We start from the raw sequence: 25512 nt of genomic DNA on the forward strand, positions 1-25512 counted from the left end.
CCGCCGGGAATTGAGTCCCGTCACAAATTCACAACGGCCCTTACCCAACAAACCAAATCTAAAAAAACGCACAAACTTAGATAAAAAATCTTGAACAATAAAAACAACGGGATATATCTCCAAACAACGTGAACATTTCAGTTTATGGCAAAATTTTGGTTAATGAACAACCTAGCCATGGCAAGTGGGTTCATGAGGAAGATCACTCATTGTGCGGAACTTTTTTTTTCTAGAAATGTCGATAGAAAACGCTTTCAAATCACCATTTAGCGAACCGCGACAGAGTAGTTAGTTTGCTCTACCTCGATAAGACTTTCGGCTTTATTCGTTAAAACCAGCCCAATTGGGCCCAGAGTGTTTGCAACTCCGGATCCAATTCGGTGCGGCACTGGATGGGGATCCCCAGATGAGGGTGGCGAAACGTCAGGCAGTGATGGAGCAGCAGCAGGCGATGGGAACCGAATTGCTGGCGAAAAAATTGGTTGTGTCGACCATCGCCATGGGTGGTGTCCCCCACTATGGGATGGGAAAGGTGGGCCAGGTGCCGGCGCAGCTGATGTTTTCGGCCGGTATGGGGACGCAGGCGCACCAGGCTGTAACGGCTGGAAGGGTGCCGCGGTGACACGGCGAAGGGCAGCTCCACCTTGGCCAGCGTCTGCAGCCAGGTCTGGGCGGCCTGAGCCGGCTTGTTGGGATCGCAAAACCTGTCGGCGATGGGGTCCAACTCTTCTTTGAGTGGGTAATCAATATAGTGCTGGGCCGGTGTCCAGCCGCGCACCACCGCCAGATACTCCTTGCTGACCTGATGCTGGGCAAACGCCTGGCTGAGGCGATTGGCGGTCTGGGGATCCAAGGCAAAGAGCAGGAGGCCGGAGGTTGGCCGATCCAGCCGATGCACGGGAAACACATGCCGCCCCACGAGATCCCGCGTCATCTGCATGGCGAAGCGGGTCTCCCCCTTGTCCAGCCAACTGCGGTGCACCAGCAGACCAGCCGGCTTGTGCACCACCACCAGGTGATCGTCTTGATAGAGCAGCTTGAGGTCACTCATGATCAGCGCGTCACCGCTTCTCCCGTCATGGCCTCATCCAGGCGGGCGAGACATTCTAGCAAGGCGCCACGCTGCACCAGCTCATGCTTGTAGACTTCGCTGGCCATGGGATAGACGGCCACCTTGCTCGGCAGACGGGCGCCCTGCGCCAGCAGGTCACGCAGCCTCGGCAGGTAGATGAACTGCAGCCACTGATGAAACGCCAGACTGTCCACCGCAAAGGGCAGCTGGCTGGCCAACTGTTCCGGGCTGGGCGCTTCATGACTCCAGAGGGATTGCAGCTTCAGCTCCGCCTCAAGTGCATCTAATAAAATCAAAAATCTTGCTGACATGCGACCTCCTGAACCGGGGCGCGCACTATAGCATTAATGGCTCAAACTCCCTATATTGAGTGGCCTCGATTCAAGGGAGGATGGCATGCAAGAACTGCTCGCCCTCATGGGGATGGCTCTGCTGGTCGCCGAATTCTGGCAGCGTCGTCGTCAGGCCGAGGCGGCAGAACGCCACATCCGGCGCTACTGCCAACAACACGATTATCAGTATCTCTCCATGGCCCGAGGCGAGGGAATTCCGCTGGTGTTGCTGGGCAGCCTGTTGCGTCGTCCCCAGGGATTTTGGTTCGAGTTCAGTGACGATGGGGAAGCCAGCCGCCAAGGTGAATGCTTTCTCACCGGGTTAGGCTCCCCCATCTTCCGTATCGCGCCACCCCAGTCAGCCGCCAGCCACAGTGCCCAGATACTGCCCTTCCCCGGCAGTCGACGCCATAAGCCCTGAGGCTTGCCTTATATATAGAAGGCGTATTCCGCCATCCCCACAGGCCGCCATGAGGTCAACATGAGTACCGAAGAGATTTTTGCCATCGCCAACGCCCTGCAGGCCGAGGGCAAGACCCCGACCGTTGCCCTGATCAAGCACCGCCTGAGCAGCCCAGTGCCGCTCAATCTGCTGATCAGCACCCTGCAGCGCTGGAAGCAATCCCCCACCAATCCGCCGGCCGCCAGCGAAGTGGATCTCAGCCCACCGGCCGTCCCGGAGGCCTGGCTGGCCTTGTTACGCCCCCTGGAGCAGGAGATCCGCCAACTGCGTAGCGAGTTGGCAGAGCTCAAGGCGCAGTTAGCGGACAAGACGGCCCCATGATCCTCTGCCGTCTACAGTTCGAGTGCTATCAAGATACCCGGCTCGCCGTGGCCGAGGAGGCCATTGGCTTGTACCTGGCCGCCTTGCGGGACCAGGGGCAGATCCAGGGGCGGGAATTTCCCACCCTGATGGGTGACAGCGGTTTTACCGCCCACGTCTTGTGCCCGGAACCGCGCAGCCTGCATCCGGATTTTGCCAGTGACCAGGTGCAACAGGCCGAGCAGGGGCTGCACCAGGCGGGGCTCCTGGCTCCCAGGGTCAAGGTGCTGGGCCAGGAGCTGTTTAGTGATGAGACAGATCCCTGTGCCACGCCGGAGGCCTTGATCTTCTTTACCAGCTTCCTGCACACCTGCTCACCGGTCCGCTGTGCCGAGCACTTCGCCCCCGTGCCCCTCTATCGCTTGCCGGCGCTATCCAACGGGGATCAGAAGCAACTGGTACAGTGGCAGGAGGATTGGCAGGCCTGTGATCAGCTGCAGATGAATGGCAGCGTGCTGCAACATGCCGCCACCCGAGAGCTCAGTGAGCTGGACAGCGATCTGAGCCGCCGGGGCCGCAAGCTGGCCCAACGCCTGGCCGGCCAATTGGCACGCCCCGTCTACTACTATCTCTACCGCCTGGGCGGTACCAGCCTGACCGAAGAGAAGAACCGCCCCTGCCCGGGCTGTGGCGGACACTGGCTGTTGACCGAGCCCTGGCATGGCGTGTTCGACTTTTGCTGCCCAGTCTGCCAGCTAGTGTCCAACCTCTCCTGGGACTGGCGCGACTAACGGCTCGAGCCGCGCCAGAAAACTGGCCAGGTCCGGCGCCAGTCGGGCCACGCCGCCAACCCCCAGCTGCTCCAGCCATACCTCGCCGCTGAGGTTGTCCAGGCTGATCACCCGATCGTCCCGACCCGTGGTGGCCAGAAAATGGGTCTCGGGCAGTTTGAGCCGCCGTTGCATCAGCCAGTGCGCCAACAAATTCTCCTGCAGGCGGGCATAGTCCTCCTCATTCCAGGGCTGCACCAGGGTCACCGCCAAGCCCTTGAAGCTGGCGGCTAGCGGTTGGGAAAACCAATGGCAATAGAAGGCCGTCACCGCCGGATGAAACCGGGTATCCAGAGCCGTCTCCAGGTTGGCCATGCTGGCCGGAGCATGACGCAGGCTGGGACGCCAGCGCTGCCAACCCGCCATCAGGGGCCCATAGAGGCAAGGAGAGACCCAATCGGGCTCAACTTCTACCTGGAGTGGGATCGCTCTGTGGGCCTGGTAGCGCAACCAACGGTCGAAAAACGCTGACAGGGCGGAAACAACTTGATCCGACATGGGAATTACTCAAAATAGCTGATTAGATACCATCTTATCCCAGCAGAGAAGCCCATGTCACAGCAGTCTCGCTACCAGGGTGACAACGCCCTGCACGGCCTCGCCCTTGGCCAGCGTAGTGACTATATCGCCACCTACACGCCGGCCTTGCTGCAGCCAGTGCCGCGCCGGCTCAACCGTGACGATCTCCATCTGCCGGCGTCCTTACCCTTCAGCGGAGAGGATATCTGGACCCTCTATGAACTCTCCTGGCTGAACCTCAGCGGCAAACCCCAGGTGGCGGTGGGGGAAGTGCGGGTTCCGGCTGACAGCCTCAATCTCATCGAGTCCAAGTCCTTCAAGCTGTATCTCAACAGTTTCAATCAATCTGCGTTTGCCGATCGCGCCACCGTGGCCAGCCTGCTGGCCCAGGATCTCAGCGCCTGTGCTCAGGGTGAGGTACAGGTCCGGCTGTATGGACTGGACGAGCCCCCCCATGCCATTGCCCGGCTGGAGGGGGAGAGTCTGGACGAGCAGGACATCCAGATCGATGACTATGCGTTCAATCCCGCTTGGCTGGAGGGCGCCGCCGGCGCTGAGGTGATAGAAGAGACCCTCTACAGTCATCTGCTCAAATCCAATTGCCTGGTGACCCATCAGCCCGATTGGGGCAGCGTGCAGATCCACTACCGCGGCCCGCGTCTGGACCGGGCGCGGCTGCTGCGCTACCTGGTCTCCTTTCGGCAACACAATGAGTTCCATGAGCAGTGTGTCGAGCGCATCTTCATGGATCTCAAGCGCCACTGCCACTGTCAACAGCTGACCGTCTATGCCCGCTATACCCGGCGCGGCGGTCTGGACATCAATCCATTTCGCAGTGATTGGGAGGCTCCGCCCGCGAACCTGCGCCTGATCCGCCAATAGCGGCAGGCAAGCAACCGGCGCACAGATAGCCCATGCAATTAGTCTCCCTGGTGTTATTGCTTTCTGGCCTGCAATTGCCCCCTCCCCTGCTGGACAGACCCGATCTGCCCAGCGAGCTAGCCCATGCCCAGGAGCAGGGGCTCAGCCGGCCGGATCTGTGCATCCAGCTCAGCCATAACTTTTTGCGCCGCGATCCCTTAACCGGCAACCCAGCCAGTGTCGGTCGCAACGGCCAGGGCAAATCCGAGCTGGAACTCTACCGTACCCCCAGCCAGACCATCATGGCCGAATTGATCCTGAGCCGCTGCCTGAGCCAGAACCAGCAATATCCCCAGACGGAACGGTTGCTGGAGGAGAGTCGCCTGCTGGCACGCCGCGGTCGGCAACCGGATCTGGAGGCCTTCACCCTCTACCTGCAACAGCGCCTGCTGGCACTGGACGTGCGAGATTATCTTGGCAGCCAGGTGGCCGCCGAACGGCTGGACAAACTGCTGCAGCGCGGCGTCACCCTGCCGGAAACCGTGCAGGAGCAGCGGCAATGGCTGCAGATCCTCACCAGCATACAACGCAGTCATGTGGATGAAGCCCGCAGCCAGCTGGATCAATGGCATCAAACGCTGCAGCGCTTCCCGGCCCCCGCCAGCCAGGCCTGGTACTCGGCCCTGTACGGCGAACTGATGCGCAGCCAGCAACAGGACGATCTGGCCCTGGGCTACTATTCCGACGCCATGAAGCTGGCCGGTGAGTACGACGACTTCCTGCTTCAGGCCCAGATGGCCGATCGCATGAGCGACATACTGCACCGCCGGGGTGACATGACCCAGGCCATCCGTTGGGGCGAGATTGCCGTGGATAATTACCAGCGGATCAACAACGGCATCTGGCTGGCGGACGCCCTGATCCGCCTGGCGGATCTGGTGCGTGAGTCCGGCAATGCCAACCTGGCCCTGGCCCTGTTGTTCAATGCCCTGGATCTGTATCGCAACGTCAATCGGCCGCTGCAACTGGCGGAGCTCAACCACCAGATCGGCAAGACCTACCTGATGTTGGGCAAGTATGCCGAGGCCCGCGCCTACCTCAGTGCCGCCCGCAATGCCTTCAAGCTGGGCAAGTCCTATTCGGGGGAGCTGCGCACCCTGTTGGCCTTAGGGGATCTCTACCTGGCGCAGCAGGATGCCGGCGTGGTCATTCCCCTGGTGGAAACTGCCTTGCAGCAACTGCCCCAGGGCGAGACCCCGCCGCCGGAGATCTTCTTGCTGCTCTCCCGCGCCTATGAACAAAAAGGCCTGTTTGCCGAGGCCCTGCAAAACTACAAGCGCTTCAATGCCAGCCTGCGCCAGCAGCAGGAACAACAACAATCCCTGGGTAACGAACAGTTCCGTACCAGCTATGCCCTGCTGGACAAGGAGCGACAGCTCAAGGCCATGGAGGCCGAACAGGCCGAGTTGCTTGAGCAAAAACGTCATTACCTCTGGTACGGATCATTCTCCACCCTGGGTCTGCTGTTTCTCGGCTTCCTGCTGCTGCAGATCTGGCTGCGGGCCTGTCGCAAGGACGACGACTTGCAGGCCAGCCGCGCCCGCCTGCTGCAGGTGCCCAGCACAGGCCTGCCCAGCATGGAACAGCTGCTGCTGGATCTCACCCCGCCCACCCCCCAAGGCTATGGCAGCCTCAACTACCTGGACACCCATCCGGATCATCCCCTCAACCAGGGACGCCAGTTTGTCGCCTTGCGCCTGCCCGGACTGGATGCCCTGAGCGACCAGCTGGGGGAACAACAGGCGGAGCGGGTTGAGCAGATCCTGGTGGCCCGGCTCCGGGACGCCCTGCCCGACCATGCCCAGCTGTATCACCAACCAGGGGGTAAACTGATGGTGCTGTTCAGCCAAAGCAGCCCCCAAACTGTCAGCCGCTGGCTGGAGCAGCTGTTTGCCGTGCTGGCCGAGCCCCTGCAACACTTCAAGGTTCCCGGTCAGTTGGCGGCCGGCTTGGTCAGTTACCCCTTCCTCAGCCGCGCCCCCCGCGCTGTCTCCGCCATCCAACTGCTGGAGCTGGCCCAGCTGGCCTTGGCTGCCGCCCGGCAACTGGCAGAGAAAACCTCGGCCAGCTCATGGGTTGAGCTCTCCGCCATTGACTGTCAGCAGGCGGCATTTTTCAATGGGCAGGTTCGTGCCCGGACTTTGCAGGCTATTGACAAAGGTTTGGTTAAAGTCAACGCTTTGCACGGAAAACAGCTGATAGATTGGCATCTTCTGGGGCTAAGAGATGCACTGCTGCAACAAGGCGAATCGCTGCCTCCCCGGGCGCCGACGACCGGCGAGAAGAAGACAGCAGAATAACTACGAGATAAAAACGCTTAGGAATTATCACAGATGAATGATGCGTCGGTCATCACAGGGCAGTTGACCCGTCTGCGCGAAAAGTTAGAGCAGAAGGAGCTGGAGCTGGGGCAACTGTCGGAGCAATCCGAGCTGGAGCGCACCCGCAGCATCCAGTTCATCACCCGGCTCATGCAGGCTTGTCGCGGCCATGATAGAGAGCTGGATAACCGGCTGGCCAAGTTGCGCCAGCGCTTCGAAGAAAACCAGCCCATCCACCTGCTGGCCAGCGAGCTGCTGGTGGTGGAGAAATTGCTGCAAAACATCGACATCACCCTGGAAGAGTCCCTGCGTGCCGGGCGCCAGCAGCTCAAGGAGGGTGGCCGCACCCTGAGTGCCATTCGTCTACTACCCGAGAAGCTGCGCCGTGAAGCCAAGGAGCTGCAACACGAAGGGGAAGGCCACACCCTGACCGAACTGCAGGGTCGCATCAGCAGGTTGATGGATCTCTATCAGCAGGCCATCCGCAACCTGTTGCTGAATAAGGATGCGCCCCAGTCGGCACAGGAAGTCCCCGCCAACGAAGACGCTGGCGAGTATCGTTCTTTGGATCCCCAGATGCATGCCCGCATCTGCGACGAGCTGCAACGCCTCATCACCGAGCTGGACTTCACCGGCCCGGTGGGGGAACAGCTGTCCGAGATCCGCCGTAACCTGCTCACCGGCGTCGAAGCCACAGCGCTGCCGGCCCTCTGCCTGGAGCTGGTGGAGCTCGTCATCGAAGGGGCTCGGCAGGAGCGCCGCGAATCCCATTTGTTCCTGGCCAGCCTCAACGACAGCCTGAGTTCGGTGCACCTGCAGTTCAGCGAGTCCATGGAAAGTGGCCTAGCGCTGCATGAGCAGGGACTGTCCAACAGCCAGCACCTGCACCGCCACATCGAAGACATCCACTACCAGCTGAACACCGCCAGCAGCCTGGAGGATCTCAAGACCAACATAGAACAGAACATGACCATGCTCCAGACCCTGCTGCAGGAGCGCCAGGGCTTCCACGTCCGGGAGCGGGAGCTGCTGGACGAGATGATGGCCATGGAGAGCCGCCTCAACCTGCTGAAGGATGAGACGGCCGAATACAAGAAGCGCATGGCCCAGCAGAAGCACAAGCTGCTGCTGGACAGCCTGACCCAGGTGTATAACCGGGCGGCCCTGGACGAACGCCTGGATCTGGAGTTCAAACGCTGGCAGCGCTACCAATCCCCCCTGGGCCTGGCCATCATCGACATCGACTTCTTCAAGTCCATCAATGACCGCTTCGGCCACCTGGCCGGTGACAAGGCCCTCAAGGTGATCGCCCGCGCCATGAGCCGTGCCCTGCGGGAAACCGACTTCATCGCCCGCTATGGCGGCGAAGAGTTCGTGGTGCTGCTGCCCGGCATTGATGCCGACAGCTTCCTGGCGCCGCTGGAGAAGATCCGTGCCGTGGTCAAGAGCATTCCCTTCCGCTTCAAGGACGACAAGGTGGAGATCACGGTGTCGATGGGCGCCACCCTGCTCAAGGACGGCGACAAGCCCGCAGATGCCTTCGAACGGGCCGACCGCGCCCTGTACGAAGCCAAAAACCATGGCCGGGATAGGATCATCTACCGCAGCTAAGCCGCCTCCCCCGGTCATCCTCAGTGCCCCGTTTGGGGCACTGCTCACCCAAGCCGTATCAGGGGTATTCCATGATCACCTATATCAATCCCGTCGGCTCCATGGAGCAGCTCTCCCAGCTGGAGGTCGACCGCCTCAAGCAAGCCGCCTCCGGTGCCACCTATCAACTGTTTCGCAACTGCTCCCTGGCGGTACTCAACTCCGGCAGCCAGACCGACAGCTCTAAGGAAATCCTTGAGAAGTTTGCCAACTTCGAAATCAACGTCATCCGCCGAGAGCGCGGGGTCAAGCTGGAGCTGTTCCATGCGCCGGACGGTGCCTTCGTGGATGGTGAAATCATCCGCGGCATCCAGGAGCACCTGTTCTCCGTGTTGCGGGACATCCTCTACGTCAGCAACAAGCGCGAGGCGGACTGCACCATCAACCTGACGAGCTCGGTGCACATCACCAACTACGTCTTCTCCATACTGCGTAACGCCCGCACCATCCATTCCGGTGAAGTGCCCAATCTGGTGGTCTGCTGGGGCGGCCACTCCATCAACGCCGAGGAGTACCACTACACCCGGGAGGTGGGCAGCGAGCTGGGTCTGCGGGAACTGAACGTCTGCACCGGCTGCGGTCCCGGCGCCATGGAGGGCCCCATGAAGGGCGCCGCCGTGGGTCACGCCAAACAGCGCTATGACAACCGCCGCTATGTCGGCCTGACCGAGCCCTCCATCATCGCCGCCGAGCCGCCCAACCCCATCGTCAGCGAGCTGGTGATCATGCCGGACATCGAAAAACGGCTGGAAGCCTTCGTGCGCATCGGCCACGGCATCATCATCTTCCCTGGTGGCGTGGGCACCGCCGAGGAGCTGCTGTATATCCTAGGGATCATGATGAACCCGGCCAACCAGCACCAGCCGCTGCCCATAGTGCTGACCGGGCCGGCCAGCAGCCGGGACTACTTCCACAGTCTGGACGAGTTCATTCGCGCCACCCTGGGCGAGGAGGCCACCCGCCACTATCAGATCATCCTGGATGATGCCGCCGAGGTAGCCCGGGTGATGAAGCAGGCCATGCCCAAGGTGCGGGAATACCGCAAGGCGGTGGGGGATGCCTACTCCTTTAACTGGTCCCTGAAGATAGAGCCGGAATTCCAGCTGCCCTTCGAACCCAGCCATGAGGCCATGACGGCACTGAACCTGCATTGGGAGCAACCGCCCCAGCAGCTGGCGGCCAACCTGCGGCGGGCCTTCTCCGGCATCGTCGCCGGCAACGTCAAGGAGGCCGGCCTGAAAGCCATCGAGCGCAAGGGCCCCTTTCAGCTCAATGGCGACAAGGAGCTGATGGCCATGATGGACAAGCTGCTGCAGCACTTCGTCGCCCAGGGGCGGATGAAACTGCCCGGCAGCCACTATCAGCCCTGTTACGAGATCATCCGCTAGCCATGGCACACCTGCTGTTACTGGATGCCATGAACCTGATCCGCCGCCTGTATGCCGTGCAGGAGCGCCAGCAGGCGGACAACCCCTCCCGCCTGCTGGCCACCGCCCAGACCATGGAGCGCGCCGTCAGTAGCATACTGGCGGAGGTAAACCCCAGCCATGTGCTGGCGGTATTTGACGGCCAGGGCGACAGCTGGCGCAAGGCCCTCTACCCGGAGTACAAGGCCGGTCGCAACGCCATGCCCACGGCCCTGGCCGAGGGGCTGGAACTGCTGCAGGCCCGGCTCTGGTCCCTGGGGGTGGATGCCCTGCTGAGCGACACCGACGAGGCGGACGATCTCATCGCCACCCTGATGGCCGGCATGGCCAGCCACGGCCAGCCGGTCACCCTGATCTCCACCGACAAGGGCTTCTGCCAGCTGTTGCCCCAGGGGCTGCAGATCCGCGATTACTTCAACAGGCGCTGGCTGGACGAGGCCTTCGTGGGCCAGCACTTCGGCGTCCCCTCCACCAGCCTGGTGGATTACTGGGCCCTGTGCGGACTGGCGGGCTCCAACATCAAGGGGGTGCCCGGCATAGGACCCAAGGGTGCCGCCGAGCTGTTGCAGCAGTATGGTTCGCTCGACGCCATGCTCCGGGTCGAGGCCGATGACAAGCGCCTGCACAAGGTACAAGAGGCTGCAGATGAGGCTCGTCTGGCGCAAACTTTGGTCCGCCTGCGCCAGGATATTCCACTAGGCTTTAACTTGAAGGATATCCGTTACAGGCCCCGCCCGGCGCCGACCGCCTGACATGATGCCCGCCAGCTGAGTGGCGCCGGGTGGCTGACGCGCCGCCTAACGGCCAATCTGCAGCCCAACGGCTAAGGAGTCATCATGTCCCTGACCACCTTGATCACGGGTGCCAACCGCGGCATAGGGCTGGCCCTCACCCACGCCTGTCTGCGGCGCGATGATCAGGTCATCGCCTGTTGCCGCACCCCCTATCAGGCCCAGCAGCTGCACAAGCTGGCGGAGATCTATCCCAAGCTGGCCATCCACCAGCTGGATGTCACCGAGCCAGAAGAGTACCTGCAGCTCAAGGAGGCGCTGGCCGGCACCCCCATCGACTGGCTGATCGCCAACGCCGGCCTCTATGGCCCACCCGAGCAGGCACTGGGACAGACCGACTACTATGCCTGGCAACAGGTGATGGCGGTCAATGCCATGGCCCCCCTGCGCCTGGTGGAAACCTTCCTGAGCAACTTGGAAGCTGGTGATGCCAAGCGTATCGCCGTCATCAGCAGCGTCATGGGCTCCATCAGCGAAAACCACCAGGGGGGGCATTACCTCTACCGCTCCTCCAAGGCGGCCCTGAATGCCGTGCTGCGCAGCCTGGCCCTGGATCTGGCCAACAAGGGGATCCAGGCCTACGCCATGCACCCGGGCTGGGTGAAGACCGACATGGGCGGTGAGGCGGCGCCCCTGGACGTGGAGGATGCCGCCAGCACCCTGCTGCTGACCCTGGAGCGGCTGGACGCCGCCAGCAGCGGCAAGTTCATCAGCTACGACGGCCAGCAGCTGCCCTGGTAGCGGCAATAAAAAAAGCGAGCCGTTTGGCTCGCTTTTTCCCTTGGCGACCTCGCCCACCTTACTGGATGGAGCCGGACTTGCGCCGCACCAACTGCTGCATGTTGTAGACGTGCAGGGTGATCTCCTCACGGTCGTGATACAACTGCTTGGCCTGAATGACGAAGTGGTCGTCGATCTCGGCCAGCCAGGTCTTCAACATGTCCAGGTTGTGCTCCACCTCGGCATAACGCTTCTTCATGGGCAGCTTGAGGTTGAAGATGGCCTCCTGACACAGGCCGTCACGGAACCAGCTGGCGATGAGGTGAGTCACCCGCGCCGGCTTCTCCACCATGTCGCACACCAGCCAGTAGGTGTTCTTCTTGGTGGGCCGATAGCGAAAGCCATCCTCCTTGATGTGTTTGACCTGGCCCGTCTCCATCAGGGACTCGGCCATGGGACCGTTGTCCACCGCCGTCACCATCATGTCCCGCTTGACCAGCTGATAGGTCCAGCCTCCCGGGCTGGCTCCCAGATCCACCGCGTTCAGACCGGAGCGCAGGCGGATCTCCCACTCATCATCCGGTACGAAGACATGCAGCGCCTCCTCCAGCTTGAGGGTCGAACGGCTGGGGGCATCGCCGGGGAAGCGCAGGCGCGGTATCCCCATGTGGAAGGGGGAATTGTTGGTGGTATAGGAGTAACCCACCATCAGGTGATTGTTGGCCAGGAAGAAGAGGTGCAGCACGGGGCGGCGATGGGTCTCCTCCTGGGTCAGCTTGCCGGCGCCCCGCAGGGCCTGGCGCAACGGCACGCTGAACTTGCGGCAGAAGGTGGTCAGTTCCTTGGCTTCATTTGTGTCCGCCGTTTCCACCCGCAGGGTACCGCACTGGGGATAGTTCGCCACCGCCGCCAGTATGGGGCTGATGCGGTCGCTGGGATCCAGATCCACCAGCTCCTGGGTCATCACCAGCATCTGGCGAGCGAACACCAGCTCGCGGAACGGCAGACGCCGGGCCAGCTTGTCGGCATCCTCCTCGCCATAACACTCGAACAGCACATAACCGCTGTTCTCCACCACACGGGAAAACCCGAAACAGTCCAGGGCCACCGCCTTGTCCTGGATCTCGGCCGCCATCTCCTTCTCGAAGCCCGGCCGGCAATACAACATCAGATGATTCATTCAACTCTCCCGGATGCCGCGTCCGCCGCATCCTCATCCACCGTGGCGCCCACCGGTTGTCCCGGCAGGCGTTCCCGCTCCTCCTGCGCCACCAGCTCCAGCATCCAGGCGCGGAAGGCGGCGATCTTGCCCAGATCCGCCTGGTTTTCCTGGCAGACCAGGTAATAAGCATTCTTGCTCACCAGCACCTGCTCGAACGGGCAGACGAGACGCCCCGCCGCCAACTCGGGCTGTGCCAGCACGCTGTGCCCCAGGGCCACCCCCTGGCCATGCACCGCCGCCTGGATCACCATGGTGGAGTGGCTGAAGATGGGCCCCTGGTTCACGTTGGGCACTTCCACCCCCACCTGGCGAAACCAGGCATTCCAGTCCCGCCGCGAACTGTCATGCAGCAGGGTGTGCCAGGCCAGATCTGCCGGACTGCGCAGGGGCCGCGGCCCCTGCAGCAGCCGCGGTGAACAGACCGGCACCAGATACTCGGTGTGCAGCTTGTCACAACGCAGGCCGGGCCAGTTGCCCCGCCCGTAATAGATGGCCACATCCACGTCTTCGGACAGGGAACCTTCGTCCATGTCCACCGCCTTGATCCGCACGTCTATGTCCGGATGCCGCTCGCTGAACTGCATCAAGCGCGGCACCAGCCACTGGATGGCGAAGCTCGGCTGCAGGGTCACGGTCAGTGCCCCCTTGGCACTGCGGGCCACCAGCTTCTGGGTCGCCTCGGCGATGGCGGCGAAGATGTCCTTGATATCCAGGAAGTAACCCTGCCCCTCTTCGGTCAGCAGCAAGGAGCGATTGCGGCGACGGAACAGCTTGATACCGAGAAACTCCTCCAGCGCCTTGATCTGGTGGCTGATGGCCGCCTGGGTGACAAACAGTTCCTCCGCCGCCCGGGTAAAGCTCAGATGGCGGGCGGCCGCTTCGAACGCCTTGAGGGCATTGAGGGGAGGAAGTCGTCTGGACATGGTGCTCGCGGATAAGATTTTCTAATGGCGCGGATTATAGGGGCAGTCGCGACGGCTCACCACAAAATTTGCCTGCACCAGCTACACGTCGCCAAAAAAGGACCTTAATGGAACCCAGTGAATTTGAAAACGCTCACTGAAAACGCATTCAAACAAAAAATCAAGGGTTGACTGAAAATATTTGTTGATCTGCGTCACACATCAGACCTAGCATTTACGTGACGCAAGTCACAAAACGAGTCCATTGAGGAGACACACCATGTTTAACATCTATCTGAACCTGAGCAACCGAGTAAAGGAACGCGGTCAAAAGGAAACCACTGGTGAGCGCTATACCCCGGCCACCCGCCAGTATTATTTCCGCTACGAAGTCCGCTGATCCCCTGCCTTTCTGGCTGTGGGATAGCACTTCTGCGGCTTGCCAGGGAGATCCCCTCCCGCCTTTACTCTCCATGTCCGGCCTGGTGATACCAGGATGCAAAAAGCCCCGGTCTCGGGGCTTTTCTTTACCTGCTGGGCGGCACTCGCTTAGCTGCGGGTATCCAGCGGGGCGAAGCCCTTCACCAGGCTGTCGATGGCCTGCATCTGGGCCAGGAAGGGCTCCAGCTTGTCCAGCGGCAAGGCGCTGGGACCGTCGCAGCGCGCACCATCCGGATCCGGATGGGACTCGATAAACAGACCGGCCAGCCCCACCGCCATGCCGGCCCGGGCCAGCTCGGCCACCTGCTCGCGACGCCCACCGGAGGCCGCCCCCATGGGGTCCCGGCACTGCAGGGCATGGGTCACGTCGAAGATCACCGGTGAGCCGCCGCTGGCCTGCTTCATCACGCCAAAGCCCAGCATGTCCACCACCAGGTTGTCGTAGCCGAAGTTCACCCCGCGCTCGCACAGGATCACCCGCTCGTTGCCACACTCGGCAAACTTCTCGACGATGTTCTTCACCTGACCCGGGCTGAGGAACTGGGGCTTCTTCACGTTGATCACGTTGCCGGTCCGGGCCAGGGCCTCGACGAGATCCGTCTGGCGGGCCAGGAAGGCCGGCAGCTGCAGCACATCCACCACCTCGGACACCGGCTTGGCCTGGTGCGGCTCGTGCACGTCCGTGATGAGGGCCACCTTGAAGGTGCGCTTGATCTCCTCGAAGATCTTCAGCCCCTCCTCCAGCCCAGGCCCCCGATAGGAGTGCACGGAGGAGCGGTTGGCCTTGTCCCAGCTGGCCTTGAACACCAGGGGGATGCCCAGCTTGCTGGTGACTTCCACATAGCGCTCGCAGATGCGCAGGGCCAGATCCCGCGACTCCAGCACGTTCATGCCGCCAAACAGCACGAAGGGCTGATCGTTGGCTACCTTGATCCCATTGTCGAGGGTGACGACCTTTTGCATCCTGGATGCCTCCTTAATGAATGACCTGCGGCGTCTCAACCAGCCGCGATACCTGCCCCTTGAGCAAGTCTGCCAGCGGATCCGCCGGGCAGTGCTTGATGAAGTGGCGAAAATCTTCCGCTGCCTGATGCGGGCAGTCCAGTTGTTCGTAGATAAAACCGCGATCCCGCCGCTCATAGGGATCGTCAGGATCCAGCGTCAGCAGCAGCTCACAGCTGCGCAGCGCCTCTGGATGAGCCTGCTGGGCCAGGGCGGCGGACTTGCTGACATTGATGAGCCGCTGCAGTATGGCCCGCTGGCTGGCCGGCTTGAGGTGCTTGGCCTCGAGCCGGGCCAGATCCCCCAGGGCGCCGCGCAGGCGCAGCTGCAGCTCGGCGCGGCTCAAGGGCCTTCCTTCGAAGGGATCGAAATAGACAGGCCGCTCGCCGTCGAGCCGCAGCAGGAAGTGGCCGGGAAAGCAGATCCCCGCCAGCGACAACCCCAGCCGCCGCCCCAGGTGGATGAGCAGTATGCCCAGGAGCACAGGGATGCCCTGGCGCCGCACCAGCACCCGATCCAGCAGGCTGTGATCCAGGGTGTAGAAGGCGCGCCAATCGCCGCCAAAGCCCAGCTCACCGTAGAAGCGGCTCACCAGGGCCTCCCAGCGCAGGGCACCGGGGAGCATCAGCAAGGGTGGCAGCAGCTCGGCCCGCAAGGCCGCCAGAGCCTGCATGGCCGCCGGCAGCTGCCCCTGCTGGCCGATATCCTCGGCGGCCAGCAAGGCCAGCTGAGCCAGATCCTCGCTCTCCAGATCCAGCTGTGCGGTCAGATACATGACGCCTCCCCGGCGGTACCGCCGGCGGCCGGCCATTGGCCCAGGCTGACCCGCTCCTGGTCGCCATAGTCCCGGCAGGTTTCGACCTGCACGAAACCCCGTTCTCTGAGCAGTTGCCGCACCGCCGGCCCCTGCTGCCAGCCGTGCTCCAGCAAGAGCCAGCCGGCGGGCAGCAGGTGATCCGGCGCAAGCTGGATGATGTGGCGCAGATCCGCCAGGCCCTGCTCATCCGCCACCAGGGCGCTGGCGGGTTCGAAGCGCACGTCGCCCTGGGCCAGGTGGGGATCCGCCCCATCGATATAGGGGGGGTTGCTGACGATGAGGGCAAAGCGCTGGCCGGCCAGCGGGCCAAACCAGCTGCCCTGGCGCAGCGCCAGGGGCAGGTTCAGCGCCGCGCTGTTGCGACGGGCCAACGCCAGCGCCGCCTCGCTAAATTCCACCGCCCACACGGGGCGAGCAGGCCGCTCGGACTTGATGGCCAGGGCAATGGCGCCGGTGCCGGTGCCCAGATCCAGCACGGGCGCTGTGCCGTCAACCGGCAGGCGCGCCAGGGCCTGCTCCACCAACACCTCGGTATCCGGCCGCGGGATCAGGGTGCTGGCGTCCACCATCAGGGGCAACGACCAGAACTCCCGCCACCCCAGCAGATGGGCCACCGGCTCACCGGCTACGCGCCGCACCGCCAATGCCTGCAGCCGCGCCCACTGTTCGGCATCGAGCTCACGCTCCGGCCAGGTGAACAGATGGGTCCGGCTGCAGTCCAGCACGGCACACAGCAGGCAGTCGGCATCCAGCGCCGCCGACTCGCTGTGCGCCAGCTGCACCATGAGCCAGGCCCGGGCGGCGTCGATGCGCATCAGTAACCGTCCGACAGGTTGGCCAGCTGATCCGCCTGGTATTCCTGAATGAGGGGCTGCAGCAGGCAATCCAGATCCCCTTCCATCACCTCGGCCAGGCGATACAGGGTCAGGTTGATGCGGTGATCGCTCACCCGGCCCTGGGGATAGTTGTAGGTGCGGATCCGGTCGGAGCGATCGCCTGAGCTGAGGATACTCTGGCGGACGTCCGCCTCGGCGGCCCGCCGCTTGTCCTCTTCCAGCTGCTCCAATCGGGCGGCCAGCACCGCCATGGCCTTGGCGCGGTTCTTGTGCTGGGAGCGCTCGTCCTGACACTCCACCACCAGGCCGGTGGGCAAGTGGGTGATACGGATGGCCGAGTCGGTCTTGTTGATGTGCTGGCCACCGGCGCCGGAGGCGCGGAAGGTGTCGATGCGCAGATCCGCCGGGTTGATCTCCGGCATCTGGGCCTCGGGAACTTCCGGCATCACCATGACGGTACAGGCGGAGGTGTGGATGCGGCCCTGGGATTCGGTCTCCGGCACCCGCTGCACTCGGTGGCCACCGGACTCAAATTTCATGCGGCCGTAGACCTTGTCACCTTCGAGCCGGGCGATGACTTCCTTGAAGCCGCCGTGCTCCCCCTCGTTGGCGCTCACCAACTCCAGCCGCCAGCCGCAGCGTTCGGCATAGCGGGAATAGAGCCGGAACATGTCCCCGGCGAAGATGGCCGCCTCGTCGCCACCGGCCCCGGCACGGATTTCCAGGAAGCAGTTGTTGTCATCCTTGGGATCCTTGGGCAGCAGCAGGATCTGCAGCTGCTGGGCCAGCTGCTCCAGCTGCTCCTTGGCCGGCGCCAGCTCTTCCTGGGCCATGGCCTTCATCTCGGCATCGTCGCCGTTGAGCATCTCTTCGATGGCGTCCAGATCCGCCTGGGCCTGCTGATAGCCACGGAACCCCAGCACCACCTCTTCGAGCTGGGCATACTCCCGGGTCAGGTTGCGAAACCGCTCCTGATCGCTCACCACATCGGGTTCGCCCAGCAGGGCCTGCACTTCTTCGTAACGCTCCATCAAGCCTTCCAGCTTGCGGATCACGGATGCTTTCATCGTCTCTTGATCTCAATAGGGTCGGGTCGGGCCCGAAAAATGGGGCTAATGGGACTCCAGTCCCAGGGCCTGGCTCAACAGGGCCAGCGCCTCGCTATCCTGCCGCTGGGCCGCCTCGCGCAGGGCCGCGGTGGGATGGTGTTGCAACTTGTGGGTGAGTCGGTGGGCCAGACCGGTCAGCACCTCGGCGGGGGCCTCCCCCTGGTCCAGCGCCTGCAGCGCCCGGGCCAGCTCCTGCTGCTGCCAGCGCTCCCCCTGATCGCGGAAGCGGCGGATCAGCACCTGGGAGTCCAGGCCGGCAAACCAGGCCATGAAGTCATCCCGCGCCTCGCCGATCAGCAGCTCCGCCTGCCGGGCAGCCTGCTGGCGGGAGCTCTGGTTCTCTTCGATGATGGACTGCAGATCGTCCACCGCGTACAGGTAGGCGTCCGCCAGCTCGGCCACCTCGGGCTCCACATCCCGGGGCACTGCCAGATCGATGAGCAGCATGGGCCTGTGGCGCCGCTGCTTGAGGGCCCGCTCGACGAGCCCCTTGCCCAGGATGGGCAGCGGGCTGGCGGTGGAGCTGATCACCAGATCCACCTGGGGCAGCACCTCGGGGATCTCGTTCAAGGTGATGACGGCCGCCCCCCACTCCCCGGCCACCGCCTGGGCCCGGGCCAGGGTGCGGTTGGCCACCGTCAGCTGGCCGCAGCCCTGGGCCACCAGGTGCTTGCCCACCAGCTCTATGGTCTCGCCGGCGCCGATGAGCAGCACCTTGAGCTGGGCCAGCTCGGCGAAGATCTGCCGGGCCAGGCTCACCGCCACATAGGCCACCGACACGCCATGGGCGCCGATGCCGGTCTCGGTGCGCACCCGCTTGGCCACGGTGAAGGTGCGGTCCATCAGCCGGCCCAGCAGGGCATGAATGGCCCCCTGTTCCCGGGCCGAGGAGAGGGCCTGCTTCAGCTGCCCCAGGATCTGCGGCTCCCCCAGCACCAGCGAGTCCAGGCCACAGGCCACCCGCATCAGGTGGCGGACCGCCTCACCGTCCAGGTGCTGGTAGAGCGCCGGTTCCAGCTCGGGCGCCGCAACCTTCTGGTATTCCCCCAGCCAACGCCGCACCCCCTCCGCCGCGCCGGGCTGCACGCAGCAGTACAGCTCGGTACGGTTACAGGTGGACAATATGGTCGCCTCGGCCACCCCCGGCTGGGCCAGCAGGGCCGGCAGGGCATCGCTCAGCATCTCGGGGCCAAAGGTCAGCCGCTCCCGCAATGAGAGGGAGGCCGAGGTATGGTTGACGCCGAGCACAAGCAATTGCATGAAAAGAGGGAGTTTACCGCGCAAATAACCGTTGAGCGGGCATTCTACCGAAAAAGCACCAGGGTTTGAAAGCCGATGGCCTGGGCCTATACTGTCCGCCTCTTGTCCTGGAGGTCCCGTGCCCATCTTTCGTTACGTTCTGCTGGCCCTGAGCCTGCTGCTGGTTGCCTGTCAGCAACCCGTCCCCCACTACAGCGCCCAGCAATGGGAGGCCCAGCGGCCTAAGGTGGAAGCCCTGACCCAGTGGAGCCTCAACGGCAAGCTGGCCATCGTCACCGCCCAGAAGAAGGGCTCATTGCGCCTGTTCTGGCAGCAGAACGGCGATGACTACCGTCTGAACCTCTCCACCGTGCTGGGCACCCGGGTGCTGGAGCTGAGCCGCCAGGGCAACCGCATCCGGCTCATCGACGAGGACGGCAAGGAGCATGTCTCCAACGATCCGGCGCTGCTCATCTACCGCCTCACCGGCTGGCTGCTGCCCATCGACGAGCTGCCCACCTGGATCAAGGGGCTGCCCGGCGCCGCCCAATATGGCCTGAGTCAGAATGGCCAGCTGGCCTGGGTGCAGGATAACCAGTGGCAGCTGAGCTACCAGGAGTTCGCCAGCCAGGCCACGGGCCAGGGTGAGCTGTGGCTGCCGACGCGCCTGGATCTCAAGGGGCCGGACAGCCGTTTGAAGCTCCTGATCAACCAATGGAACCTGCAACCATGACACTGCCGTCCCGCTGGCCGGCGCCGGCCAAGCTCAACCTCTTCCTGCACATCAACGGCCGGCGGCCCGACGGTTACCACGAGCTGCAGACCCTGTTCATCTTTCTGGATCACTGCGACTGGCTGAGCTTCGCCGTGGATGAGTCCGACGCCATCCGCATCGAGCCGGCCCTGGCCGGCGTGCCCCTGGAGCAGAACCTCATCTACCGGGCGGCGGCCCTGCTCAAGGCCAGCCAGTCCCGCCCCCTGGGGGTCACCATCAGATTGGACAAGCGGCTGCCCATGGGCGGCGGCATCGGCGGCGGCAGCTCGGATGCCGCCACGACCCTGGTGGCGCTCAATCGGTTGTGGGATCTGCAGCTGGAAGAAGAAACCCTGGCCGAGCTGGGCCGTCAGCTGGGTGCCGACGTGCCTGTATTTGTGCGCGGTCACGCCGCCTTTGCCGAAGGGGTGGGGGAAAAGCTGCAGCCGGTGACGGTGCCGCAGAAGTGGTACCTGGTGCTGGTGCCGCCGGTGCATGTCTCCACCGCCGCCATCTTCACGGATCCAGAACTGCCCCGGGACACCCCCAAGTACAGCTGGGCGGCACTGCAGGAAATGGACTGGAAAAACGATTGCCAGGCACTGGTCAAAAAGCGCCACCCCGAGGTTGCCAATGCGTTGGGCTGGTTGCTAGAATACGCGCCGTCAAGAATGACGGGGACCGGCGCTTGCGTTTTTGCGGAGTTTGAAACGGAATCGGCGGCCCGGAAGGTCTTGGCAAATGCGCCGAATTGGCTACAGGGGTTTGTAGCACAAGGGGTAAACCTATCACCCCTTCGCTCCGGTTTGCAACCAGTTTGTGCTTGACCCAGGTCAAGTTTCCACACCCCCCTTGTGGTCTTGGACGGCCCCCGCCTGACCCCCCACAGGACGCAACCCAGAGGTTAATACCGTGCCTGACATGAAGCTGTTTACCGGTAACGCCACACCGGAACTGGCCCAGAAAATCGCAGATCGTCTCTTTAGCAAGCTCGGCAGCGCCGCTGTCGGTCGCTTCAGCGACGGCGAAATCAGCGTACAGATCAACGAGAATGTACGCGGCGGCGACATCTTTATCATCCAATCCACCTGTGCTCCCACCAATGACAACCTGATGGAACTGATTGTCATGGTGGATGCTATGCGTCGCGCCTCTGCAGGCCGGATCACCGCTGTGATCCCCTACTTCGGTTATGCCCGTCAGGACCGTCGGGTCCGCTCCGCCCGGGTGCCCATCACCGCCAAGGTAGTGGCTGACTTCCTGTCCAGCGTCGGGGTTGACCGGGTGCTGACCGTGGATCTGCACGCCGAACAGATCCAGGGCTTCTTCGATGTGCCGGTGGACAACGTGTTCGGTAGCCCTGTGCTCATCGAAGACATGAAGGTCCGTGAGCTGCACGATCCCGTGGTAGTCTCTCCGGACATCGGCGGCGTGGTGCGGGCCCGTGCCATCGCCAAGCTGCTGGACGATACCGACATCGCCATCATCGACAAGCGCCGTCCCCGCGCCAACGTCTCCCAGGTCATGCACCTGATCGGTGACGTCAAGGATCGCGACTGCATCATTGTCGACGACATGATCGACACCGGCGGTACCCTGTGCAAGGCGGCCGAAGCCCTCAAGGAGCGTGGTGCCCGTCGGGTCTATGCCTACGCCACCCATCCGGTGTTCTCCGGCAGCGCCGCCCAGAACATTGCCGAGTCCGTGATCGACGAGGTGATCGTCACCGACTCCATCCCGCTGTCCGACGCCATCAAGGCCGTGGGCAAGGTGAAGCAGCTGACCCTGGCCCCCATGCTGGCCGAGGCCATCCGCCGCATCAGCAACGAAGAATCCATCTCCGCCATGTTCCATCAATAAGCCGGCGCGAGTGATGAGAAAGAGCTCCTAAAGGGGCTCTTTTTTTATCTTTTTTTTCTGCGGGATCTGCTGTCCCGGTGTGATTTGAGGCACACTAGCGCGGATTTTTTCTATCGGAGAGTCAACGTGCGTCTTGTCCTGCTGTCCCTGCTGCTGGTGCTGGCCGGCTGTCAGGCTCCTGCCTCCAACCAGGCATCCCAGCCCAAGGTCCCTACCTTCTACAATCACTGGGAGCTGTTTGCCATCGACGCCGTCAAGGTGCCCAAGCTCAAGCCCGCCCAGCTGCTCAACGTGGATCGCAACTACATGGTCAGCGGCATGGCCGGCTGCAACCGGGTGTTTGGCCAGGGCAAGTTCGAAGACGGCGTGCTGAGCTTCGAAAACCTGAGCACCACCATGAAGCTCTGCCCCGCCGAGCTGGACCGCTACGAGCAGAGCATCACAGAGGTGCTGAGCAACGATCCCAAGGTCACCATGTACCGTGGCGATCTGGTGCTGCGGGCCAACCACAGGGTGCTGCAATACCGTCTGGTGAAGGACGCTCAGGCGGACTGAGCCAACGCAAGAGGCCACCGACAGGTGGCCTCTTGGTTTCTGGGGTTTCCCTGCGGACTAGCTGGCCTGGGCCAGCCCGGCGGACAGGTAGCCCACCAGATCCTCAATGGAGAGCACCAGCATGCCGTGCTCCTTGGCAAAGGCCACCGCATCGGGCAGCCGGCCCATGGTGCCATCAGGCAGGGTCAGCTCGCAGATGACCCCCGCCGGTCGCAGGCCCGCCAACCGGGCCAGCTCCACCGCCGCCTCGGTGTGGCCGCGACGCTGCAACACGCCACCGGGGACCGCCCGCAACGGGAACACGTGGCCGGGGCGGGAGAGATCCTCCGGCTGGGCATTCGGCGCTATGGCGGTCTTGATGGTGGTCACGCGGTCCTGGGCCGATACCCCGGTGGTGACCCCCTCCTTGGCCTCGATGGAGACGGTATAGGCGGTCTGGTTGCGGCTGCCGTTGTGGCTGACCATCTGCGGCAACGCCAGGGCACGGCAGCTGTCATCCGGCAGGCAGAGGCAGACGATGCCGCTGCCTTCGCGGATCATCATGGCCATCTGGGGCACCGTCAGGTGCTCGGCGGCGAAGATGAAGTCGGCTTCGTTCTCCCGATCCTCATCGTCCACCACCAGCACCCCTTCGCCGCGCTGCAAGGCGGCCAGTGCCAAACGCACCCGGGTATGGGCATCACCAAATTGACTAAGCAGAGACTGACTCATGGTAAGGGTCCTTGAAAAATAGTTACCAGAATCAGGGCATGAGAGAAGGCACGGCCAAAGCCGTTTGGCAGCACTAGGCTGCGGCAAGGATTCTCTTTCATCCGGACTATGACCGTCGGCTCTGGAGTCTCACCAGATCTGCTGACCCTGCCGTGGCAGGCGCTCGCGGGCTGACCCGGTTCGGCCAATGGCCTGGTCGGGAACACCGCCGGTGGGGAATTGCACCCCGCCCTGAGAATGTGCGTCAAACGCCAGGCCAGTCTACGCCTGCGCGGGCGCCAGGCAAAGCCTGGGATACACTCGGTTACGCAATCGCCGGCGTCGCGCCCAAACAAAAGGGCAGCGTTCGCTGCCCTTATGCGGTTGTGGCCTTGCCGGCTGGCTTAGTAGAGCAGACGGGCACGTATGGTGCCGTCGATCTGCTTGAGCATCTCCAGCGCCTTGTCGCTCTGGTCGGTCTCCACATCCAGTACCACATAGCCGATCTCGGCGGTGGTCTGCAGGTACTGAGCCGCGATGTTGATGTTGGCCTCGGAGAAGGCATGGTTGATCTGTCTGAGCACCCCCGGCTGGTTGCGGTGGATGTGCAGCAGACGGGTGGCCTGACGATGCTCCGGCAGGGACACTTCCGGGAAGTTCACCGCGGTCAGGGTGGAGCCGTTGTCGGAGTACTTGGTCAGCTTGTTGGCCACCTCGATCCCGATGTTTTCCTGGGCTTCCAGGGTGGAGGCACCGATGTGCGGCGTCAGTATGACGTTCTCCAGCCCCTGCAGCGGGGAGACAAAGGGATCGGCGTTGGTGGCCGGCTCCACCGGGAACACGTCGATGGCGGCGCCGCCGATGTGGCCGCTCTTCAGGGCCTCGGTCAGGGCATCGATATCCACCACCTGGCCGCGGGCGGCGTTGATCAGGATGGCCCCGGGCTTCATCATGGCCAGCTGTTCGGCGCGGATCATGTTGCGGGTATCCAGGGTGTCCGGCACGTGCAGGCTCACCACATCGGCCATGGCCAGCAGATCGTTCAGGGTCGGCACCTGCACGGCGTTACCCAGGGAGAGCTTGTTCTCGATGTCGTAGTAGTAAACCCGCATCCCCAGGCTCTCGGCGATGATGCCCAGCTGGGTGCCGATGTGGCCATAGCCTATGATGCCCAGCTTCTTGCCGCGCACTTCCACCGCCCGGCCCACGCTCTTGTCCCAGATACCCTTGTGGGCCTTGGCGCTCTTGGTGGGCACGCCGCGCAGCAGCACCATGATCTCGCCGGTCACCAGCTCCGCCACGCTACGGGTGTTGGAGAAGGGGGCGTTGAACACCGGAATGCCGCGCTTCTCGCAGGCGTCCAGATCCACCTGGTTGGTCCCGATGCAGAAGCAGCCGATGGACACCAGCTTCTCGGCGGCCGCCAGCACGGCTTCGGTGATGAAGGTGCGAGAGCGGATGCCCAGAAAGTGCACGTCCTTGATCTTCTCGATCAGTTCCGCCTCATCCAGGGAGCCCTTGATGTACTCCACGTTCTTGTAACCGGCGGCGGCGAACTGCTCTACGCTCACCGGGTGAACCCCTTCAAGCAGCAGGATTTTGATCTTGTCTTTGGACAGGGACAGCGGATGACTCATGACGACTCCTTATCGTGATAACCGTGATAACCGTGATAATCGTGATCTGGGCAAACGGGCCTGGGCCCATGGGATGACGGCATACTAGGGGCATCCCATCGCGATGAAAAACGGATAATATGCATATCCCTAACCGGTAAATTCGATAACGCCATGCACATTACCCTGCGACAACTGCAAGTCTTCCTGGCGGTGGCCCGCACCCAGTCCACCACCCAGGGTGCCAAGGAGCTGGCCCTCTCCCAATCGGCGGTGAGTTCCGCCCTGCAGGAACTGGAGACACAACTGGACGCCAAACTGTTCGAACGGGCAGGTAAACGTTTGATATTGAATGAAAACTCCCGGATGCTCTATCCCTATGCCCTGGCCCTACTGGAACAGGGCAAAGAGATAGAGCGGCTGTTTTTGGGCGGCCGCTGCACCCTCAACCTGGGGGCCAGCAGCACAATAGGCAACTACCTGTTGCCGGCGCTGCTCACCCGCTACCAGCAGCATAATCCCAAGGTGCAGTTGACCCTGCAGGTGGCCAACACCAGCGACATCATCCAGGCGGTGAGCAACTTCGACGTGGACATCGGCTTCATTGAAGGCCCCTGTCAGCAGGCGGATCTGGAGACCTGCCCCTGGCTGCAGGACGAGCTGGTGCTGTTTGCCCGGGCCGGCCATCCCCTGGCCGGCAAGACGCTGCGCCTGAGTCAGCTGGCGGAGGCCCAGTGGATACTGCGGGAGAGCGGCTCCGGCACCCGGGAGGTGATAGAACATCAGTTGCTGCCGCAGCTGGGTCAACTGGATGTGATGCTGGAGCTGGGCGACTCCGAAGCCATCAAGCAGGCGGTGCGCCACAGCGACGGCATCAGCTGTCTCTCCCGCCGGGTGGTGGAGGAGGCCATAGCCGCCGGCCTGCTCACCGAGCTGCACACCGCCCTGCCCCCGTTGCAGCGTACCCTGTATCTGGTGCGCCACAAGCAGAAGCACACCTCCACCGGCCTGGAGCGCTTCCTGCAGGCCTGCCAGGAGGAATTAGGCAGCGAGCCGCCCTTTCCCCAAGGCTGAGGGCGGATAAACTTGGGGAGGTTGCCCTAAGAGAGCCGCTCACCGAAGA

At 62.9% G+C, this 25512-nt stretch carries 26 protein-coding genes and 1 riboswitch; of the genes, 14 read left to right on the forward strand and 12 right to left on the reverse strand.

All coding sequences use genetic code 11. The annotated features are described in order from the left end of the window. Positions 1 to 328: 328 nt before the first annotated feature. Both truC and ABHF91_RS12450 read right to left on the reverse strand, forming a co-directional pair. Positions 329 to 1051 carry a tRNA pseudouridine(65) synthase TruC gene (truC, locus tag ABHF91_RS12445; RefSeq protein ID WP_409420591.1) on the reverse strand — a complete coding sequence of 241 codons (723 nt, stop codon included), beginning with the start codon at positions 1049 to 1051 and terminating at the stop codon, positions 329 to 331. Between the two features lie 2 nt (positions 1052 to 1053). Then, positions 1054 to 1383, reverse strand: coding sequence for a YqcC family protein (locus tag ABHF91_RS12450; RefSeq protein ID WP_409420592.1), 330 nt, complete (start codon positions 1381 to 1383; stop codon positions 1054 to 1056). Between the two features lie 85 nt (positions 1384 to 1468). Between ABHF91_RS12450 and ABHF91_RS12455 the strand changes: the two genes are divergently transcribed. Genes ABHF91_RS12455 through ABHF91_RS12465 form a run of 3 tightly spaced genes read left to right on the forward strand, consistent with a single transcriptional unit; the run spans position 1469 to position 2958 of the window. Next, positions 1469 to 1825, forward strand: coding sequence for a DUF3301 domain-containing protein (locus ABHF91_RS12455; RefSeq protein WP_409420593.1), 357 nt, complete (start codon positions 1469 to 1471; stop codon positions 1823 to 1825). Between the two features lie 60 nt (positions 1826 to 1885). Then, entirely contained in the window at positions 1886 to 2188 is a 303-nt protein-coding gene (locus ABHF91_RS12460; RefSeq protein ID WP_409420594.1) for a hypothetical protein, read from the forward strand. Then, complete coding sequence (locus tag ABHF91_RS12465) at positions 2185 to 2958, forward strand: Zn-ribbon-containing protein (protein WP_409420595.1); 774 nt, start codon at positions 2185 to 2187, stop codon at positions 2956 to 2958. The genes ABHF91_RS12460 and ABHF91_RS12465 overlap by 4 nt, the downstream gene beginning before the upstream one ends. Here ABHF91_RS12465 and syd read toward each other — a convergent pair. Next, complete coding sequence (syd, locus tag ABHF91_RS12470) at positions 2923 to 3495, reverse strand: SecY-interacting protein (RefSeq protein WP_409420596.1); 573 nt, start codon at positions 3493 to 3495, stop codon at positions 2923 to 2925. The genes ABHF91_RS12465 and syd overlap by 36 nt on opposite strands. Before the next feature lie 54 nt (positions 3496 to 3549). Between syd and queF the strand changes: the two genes are divergently transcribed. The 6 genes from queF (at position 3550) to ABHF91_RS12500 (ending at position 11367) form a co-directional block, all read left to right on the forward strand. After that, positions 3550 to 4398: an NADPH-dependent 7-cyano-7-deazaguanine reductase QueF gene (queF, locus tag ABHF91_RS12475; RefSeq protein ID WP_409420597.1), complete on the forward strand. Its 849-nt coding sequence runs from the start codon at positions 3550 to 3552 to the stop codon at positions 4396 to 4398. Positions 4399 to 4430: 32 nt separating this feature from the next. Next, positions 4431 to 6737 (forward strand): tetratricopeptide repeat protein, encoded by a 2307-nt coding sequence (locus tag ABHF91_RS12480; protein WP_409420598.1) that lies wholly within the window; start codon positions 4431 to 4433, stop codon positions 6735 to 6737. A 33-nt stretch (positions 6738 to 6770) separates the two neighbouring features. Beyond that, entirely contained in the window at positions 6771 to 8369 is a 1599-nt protein-coding gene (locus tag ABHF91_RS12485; RefSeq protein WP_409420599.1) for a GGDEF domain-containing protein, read from the forward strand. 71 nt (positions 8370 to 8440) lie between these two features. Continuing rightward, on the forward strand, positions 8441 to 9796 hold the full coding sequence (gene ppnN, locus ABHF91_RS12490) for a nucleotide 5'-monophosphate nucleosidase PpnN (RefSeq protein ID WP_409420600.1): 1356 nt from the start codon (positions 8441 to 8443) through the stop codon (positions 9794 to 9796). Between the two features lie 2 nt (positions 9797 to 9798). Further along, entirely contained in the window at positions 9799 to 10587 is a 789-nt protein-coding gene (gene xni, locus ABHF91_RS12495; protein ID WP_409420601.1) for a flap endonuclease Xni, read from the forward strand. An 84-nt stretch (positions 10588 to 10671) separates the two neighbouring features. Further along, positions 10672 to 11367 (forward strand): SDR family oxidoreductase, encoded by a 696-nt coding sequence (locus ABHF91_RS12500; RefSeq protein WP_409420602.1) that lies wholly within the window; start codon positions 10672 to 10674, stop codon positions 11365 to 11367. 58 nt (positions 11368 to 11425) lie between these two features. Here ABHF91_RS12500 and rlmM read toward each other — a convergent pair whose 3' ends face one another. From rlmM to hemA, 7 genes are all read right to left on the reverse strand, one after another. Next, on the reverse strand, positions 11426 to 12526 hold the full coding sequence (rlmM, locus tag ABHF91_RS12505) for a 23S rRNA (cytidine(2498)-2'-O)-methyltransferase RlmM (protein ID WP_409420603.1): 1101 nt from the start codon (positions 12524 to 12526) through the stop codon (positions 11426 to 11428). Beyond that, a complete protein-coding gene (locus ABHF91_RS12510; RefSeq protein WP_409420604.1) occupies positions 12523 to 13491 on the reverse strand; it encodes a transcriptional regulator GcvA in 969 nt (322 codons plus the stop codon). Before ABHF91_RS12510 ends, rlmM begins: the two co-directional genes overlap by 4 nt. Before the next feature lie 528 nt (positions 13492 to 14019). Next, positions 14020 to 14874: a 3-deoxy-8-phosphooctulonate synthase gene (gene kdsA, locus ABHF91_RS12515; protein WP_409420605.1), complete on the reverse strand. Its 855-nt coding sequence runs from the start codon at positions 14872 to 14874 to the stop codon at positions 14020 to 14022. A gap of 13 nt (positions 14875 to 14887) precedes the next feature. After that, complete coding sequence (locus tag ABHF91_RS12520; protein ID WP_409420606.1) at positions 14888 to 15688, reverse strand: SirB1 family protein; 801 nt, start codon at positions 15686 to 15688, stop codon at positions 14888 to 14890. Continuing rightward, complete coding sequence (prmC, locus tag ABHF91_RS12525; protein WP_409420607.1) at positions 15679 to 16545, reverse strand: peptide chain release factor N(5)-glutamine methyltransferase; 867 nt, start codon at positions 16543 to 16545, stop codon at positions 15679 to 15681. The genes ABHF91_RS12520 and prmC overlap by 10 nt, the downstream gene beginning before the upstream one ends. After that, positions 16545 to 17633 carry a peptide chain release factor 1 gene (prfA, locus tag ABHF91_RS12530; protein ID WP_409420608.1) on the reverse strand — a complete coding sequence of 363 codons (1089 nt, stop codon included), beginning with the start codon at positions 17631 to 17633 and terminating at the stop codon, positions 16545 to 16547. Before prfA ends, prmC begins: the two co-directional genes overlap by 1 nt. A 45-nt stretch (positions 17634 to 17678) precedes the next feature. After that, positions 17679 to 18935 carry a glutamyl-tRNA reductase gene (gene hemA / locus ABHF91_RS12535; RefSeq protein ID WP_409420609.1) on the reverse strand — a complete coding sequence of 419 codons (1257 nt, stop codon included), beginning with the start codon at positions 18933 to 18935 and terminating at the stop codon, positions 17679 to 17681. Between the two features lie 118 nt (positions 18936 to 19053). On the opposite strand from hemA, the gene lolB reads away from it, so the two are divergent. The 4 genes from lolB to ABHF91_RS12555 all read left to right on the forward strand — a co-directional run bounded on the left by lolB (position 19054) and on the right by ABHF91_RS12555 (position 22083). Next, entirely contained in the window at positions 19054 to 19647 is a 594-nt protein-coding gene (gene lolB, locus ABHF91_RS12540) for a lipoprotein insertase outer membrane protein LolB (protein WP_409420610.1), read from the forward strand. Beyond that, on the forward strand, positions 19644 to 20495 hold the full coding sequence (gene ispE / locus ABHF91_RS12545) for a 4-(cytidine 5'-diphospho)-2-C-methyl-D-erythritol kinase (RefSeq protein ID WP_409420611.1): 852 nt from the start codon (positions 19644 to 19646) through the stop codon (positions 20493 to 20495). Before lolB ends, ispE begins: the two co-directional genes overlap by 4 nt. A gap of 85 nt (positions 20496 to 20580) precedes the next feature. After that, on the forward strand, positions 20581 to 21528 hold the full coding sequence (locus ABHF91_RS12550; protein ID WP_409420612.1) for a ribose-phosphate pyrophosphokinase: 948 nt from the start codon (positions 20581 to 20583) through the stop codon (positions 21526 to 21528). Between the two features lie 126 nt (positions 21529 to 21654). Further along, complete coding sequence (locus tag ABHF91_RS12555; RefSeq protein ID WP_409420613.1) at positions 21655 to 22083, forward strand: META domain-containing protein; 429 nt, start codon at positions 21655 to 21657, stop codon at positions 22081 to 22083. 57 nt (positions 22084 to 22140) lie between these two features. Here the strand turns inward: ABHF91_RS12555 and ribB are convergent, their stop codons facing one another. Both ribB and serA read right to left on the reverse strand, forming a co-directional pair. Further along, positions 22141 to 22794: a 3,4-dihydroxy-2-butanone-4-phosphate synthase gene (ribB, locus tag ABHF91_RS12560; protein ID WP_409420614.1), complete on the reverse strand. Its 654-nt coding sequence runs from the start codon at positions 22792 to 22794 to the stop codon at positions 22141 to 22143. Positions 22795 to 22879: 85 nt separating this feature from the next. Next, positions 22880 to 23037: riboswitch (FMN riboswitch) on the reverse strand. Between the two features lie 140 nt (positions 23038 to 23177). Then, complete coding sequence (serA, locus tag ABHF91_RS12565; protein WP_409420615.1) at positions 23178 to 24410, reverse strand: phosphoglycerate dehydrogenase; 1233 nt, start codon at positions 24408 to 24410, stop codon at positions 23178 to 23180. Between the two features lie 153 nt (positions 24411 to 24563). Here serA and ABHF91_RS12570 point away from each other — a divergent pair, with 153 nt between their 5' ends. Beyond that, positions 24564 to 25463 (forward strand): LysR family transcriptional regulator, encoded by a 900-nt coding sequence (locus tag ABHF91_RS12570; protein WP_409420616.1) that lies wholly within the window; start codon positions 24564 to 24566, stop codon positions 25461 to 25463. Positions 25464 to 25512: the final 49 nt, after the last annotated feature.

Origin of the sequence: Pseudaeromonas aegiceratis (assembly GCF_046254905.1) — a bacterium.
In the GTDB taxonomy this organism is placed as follows: Bacteria; Pseudomonadota; Gammaproteobacteria; order Enterobacterales; family Aeromonadaceae; genus Pseudaeromonas; species Pseudaeromonas aegiceratis.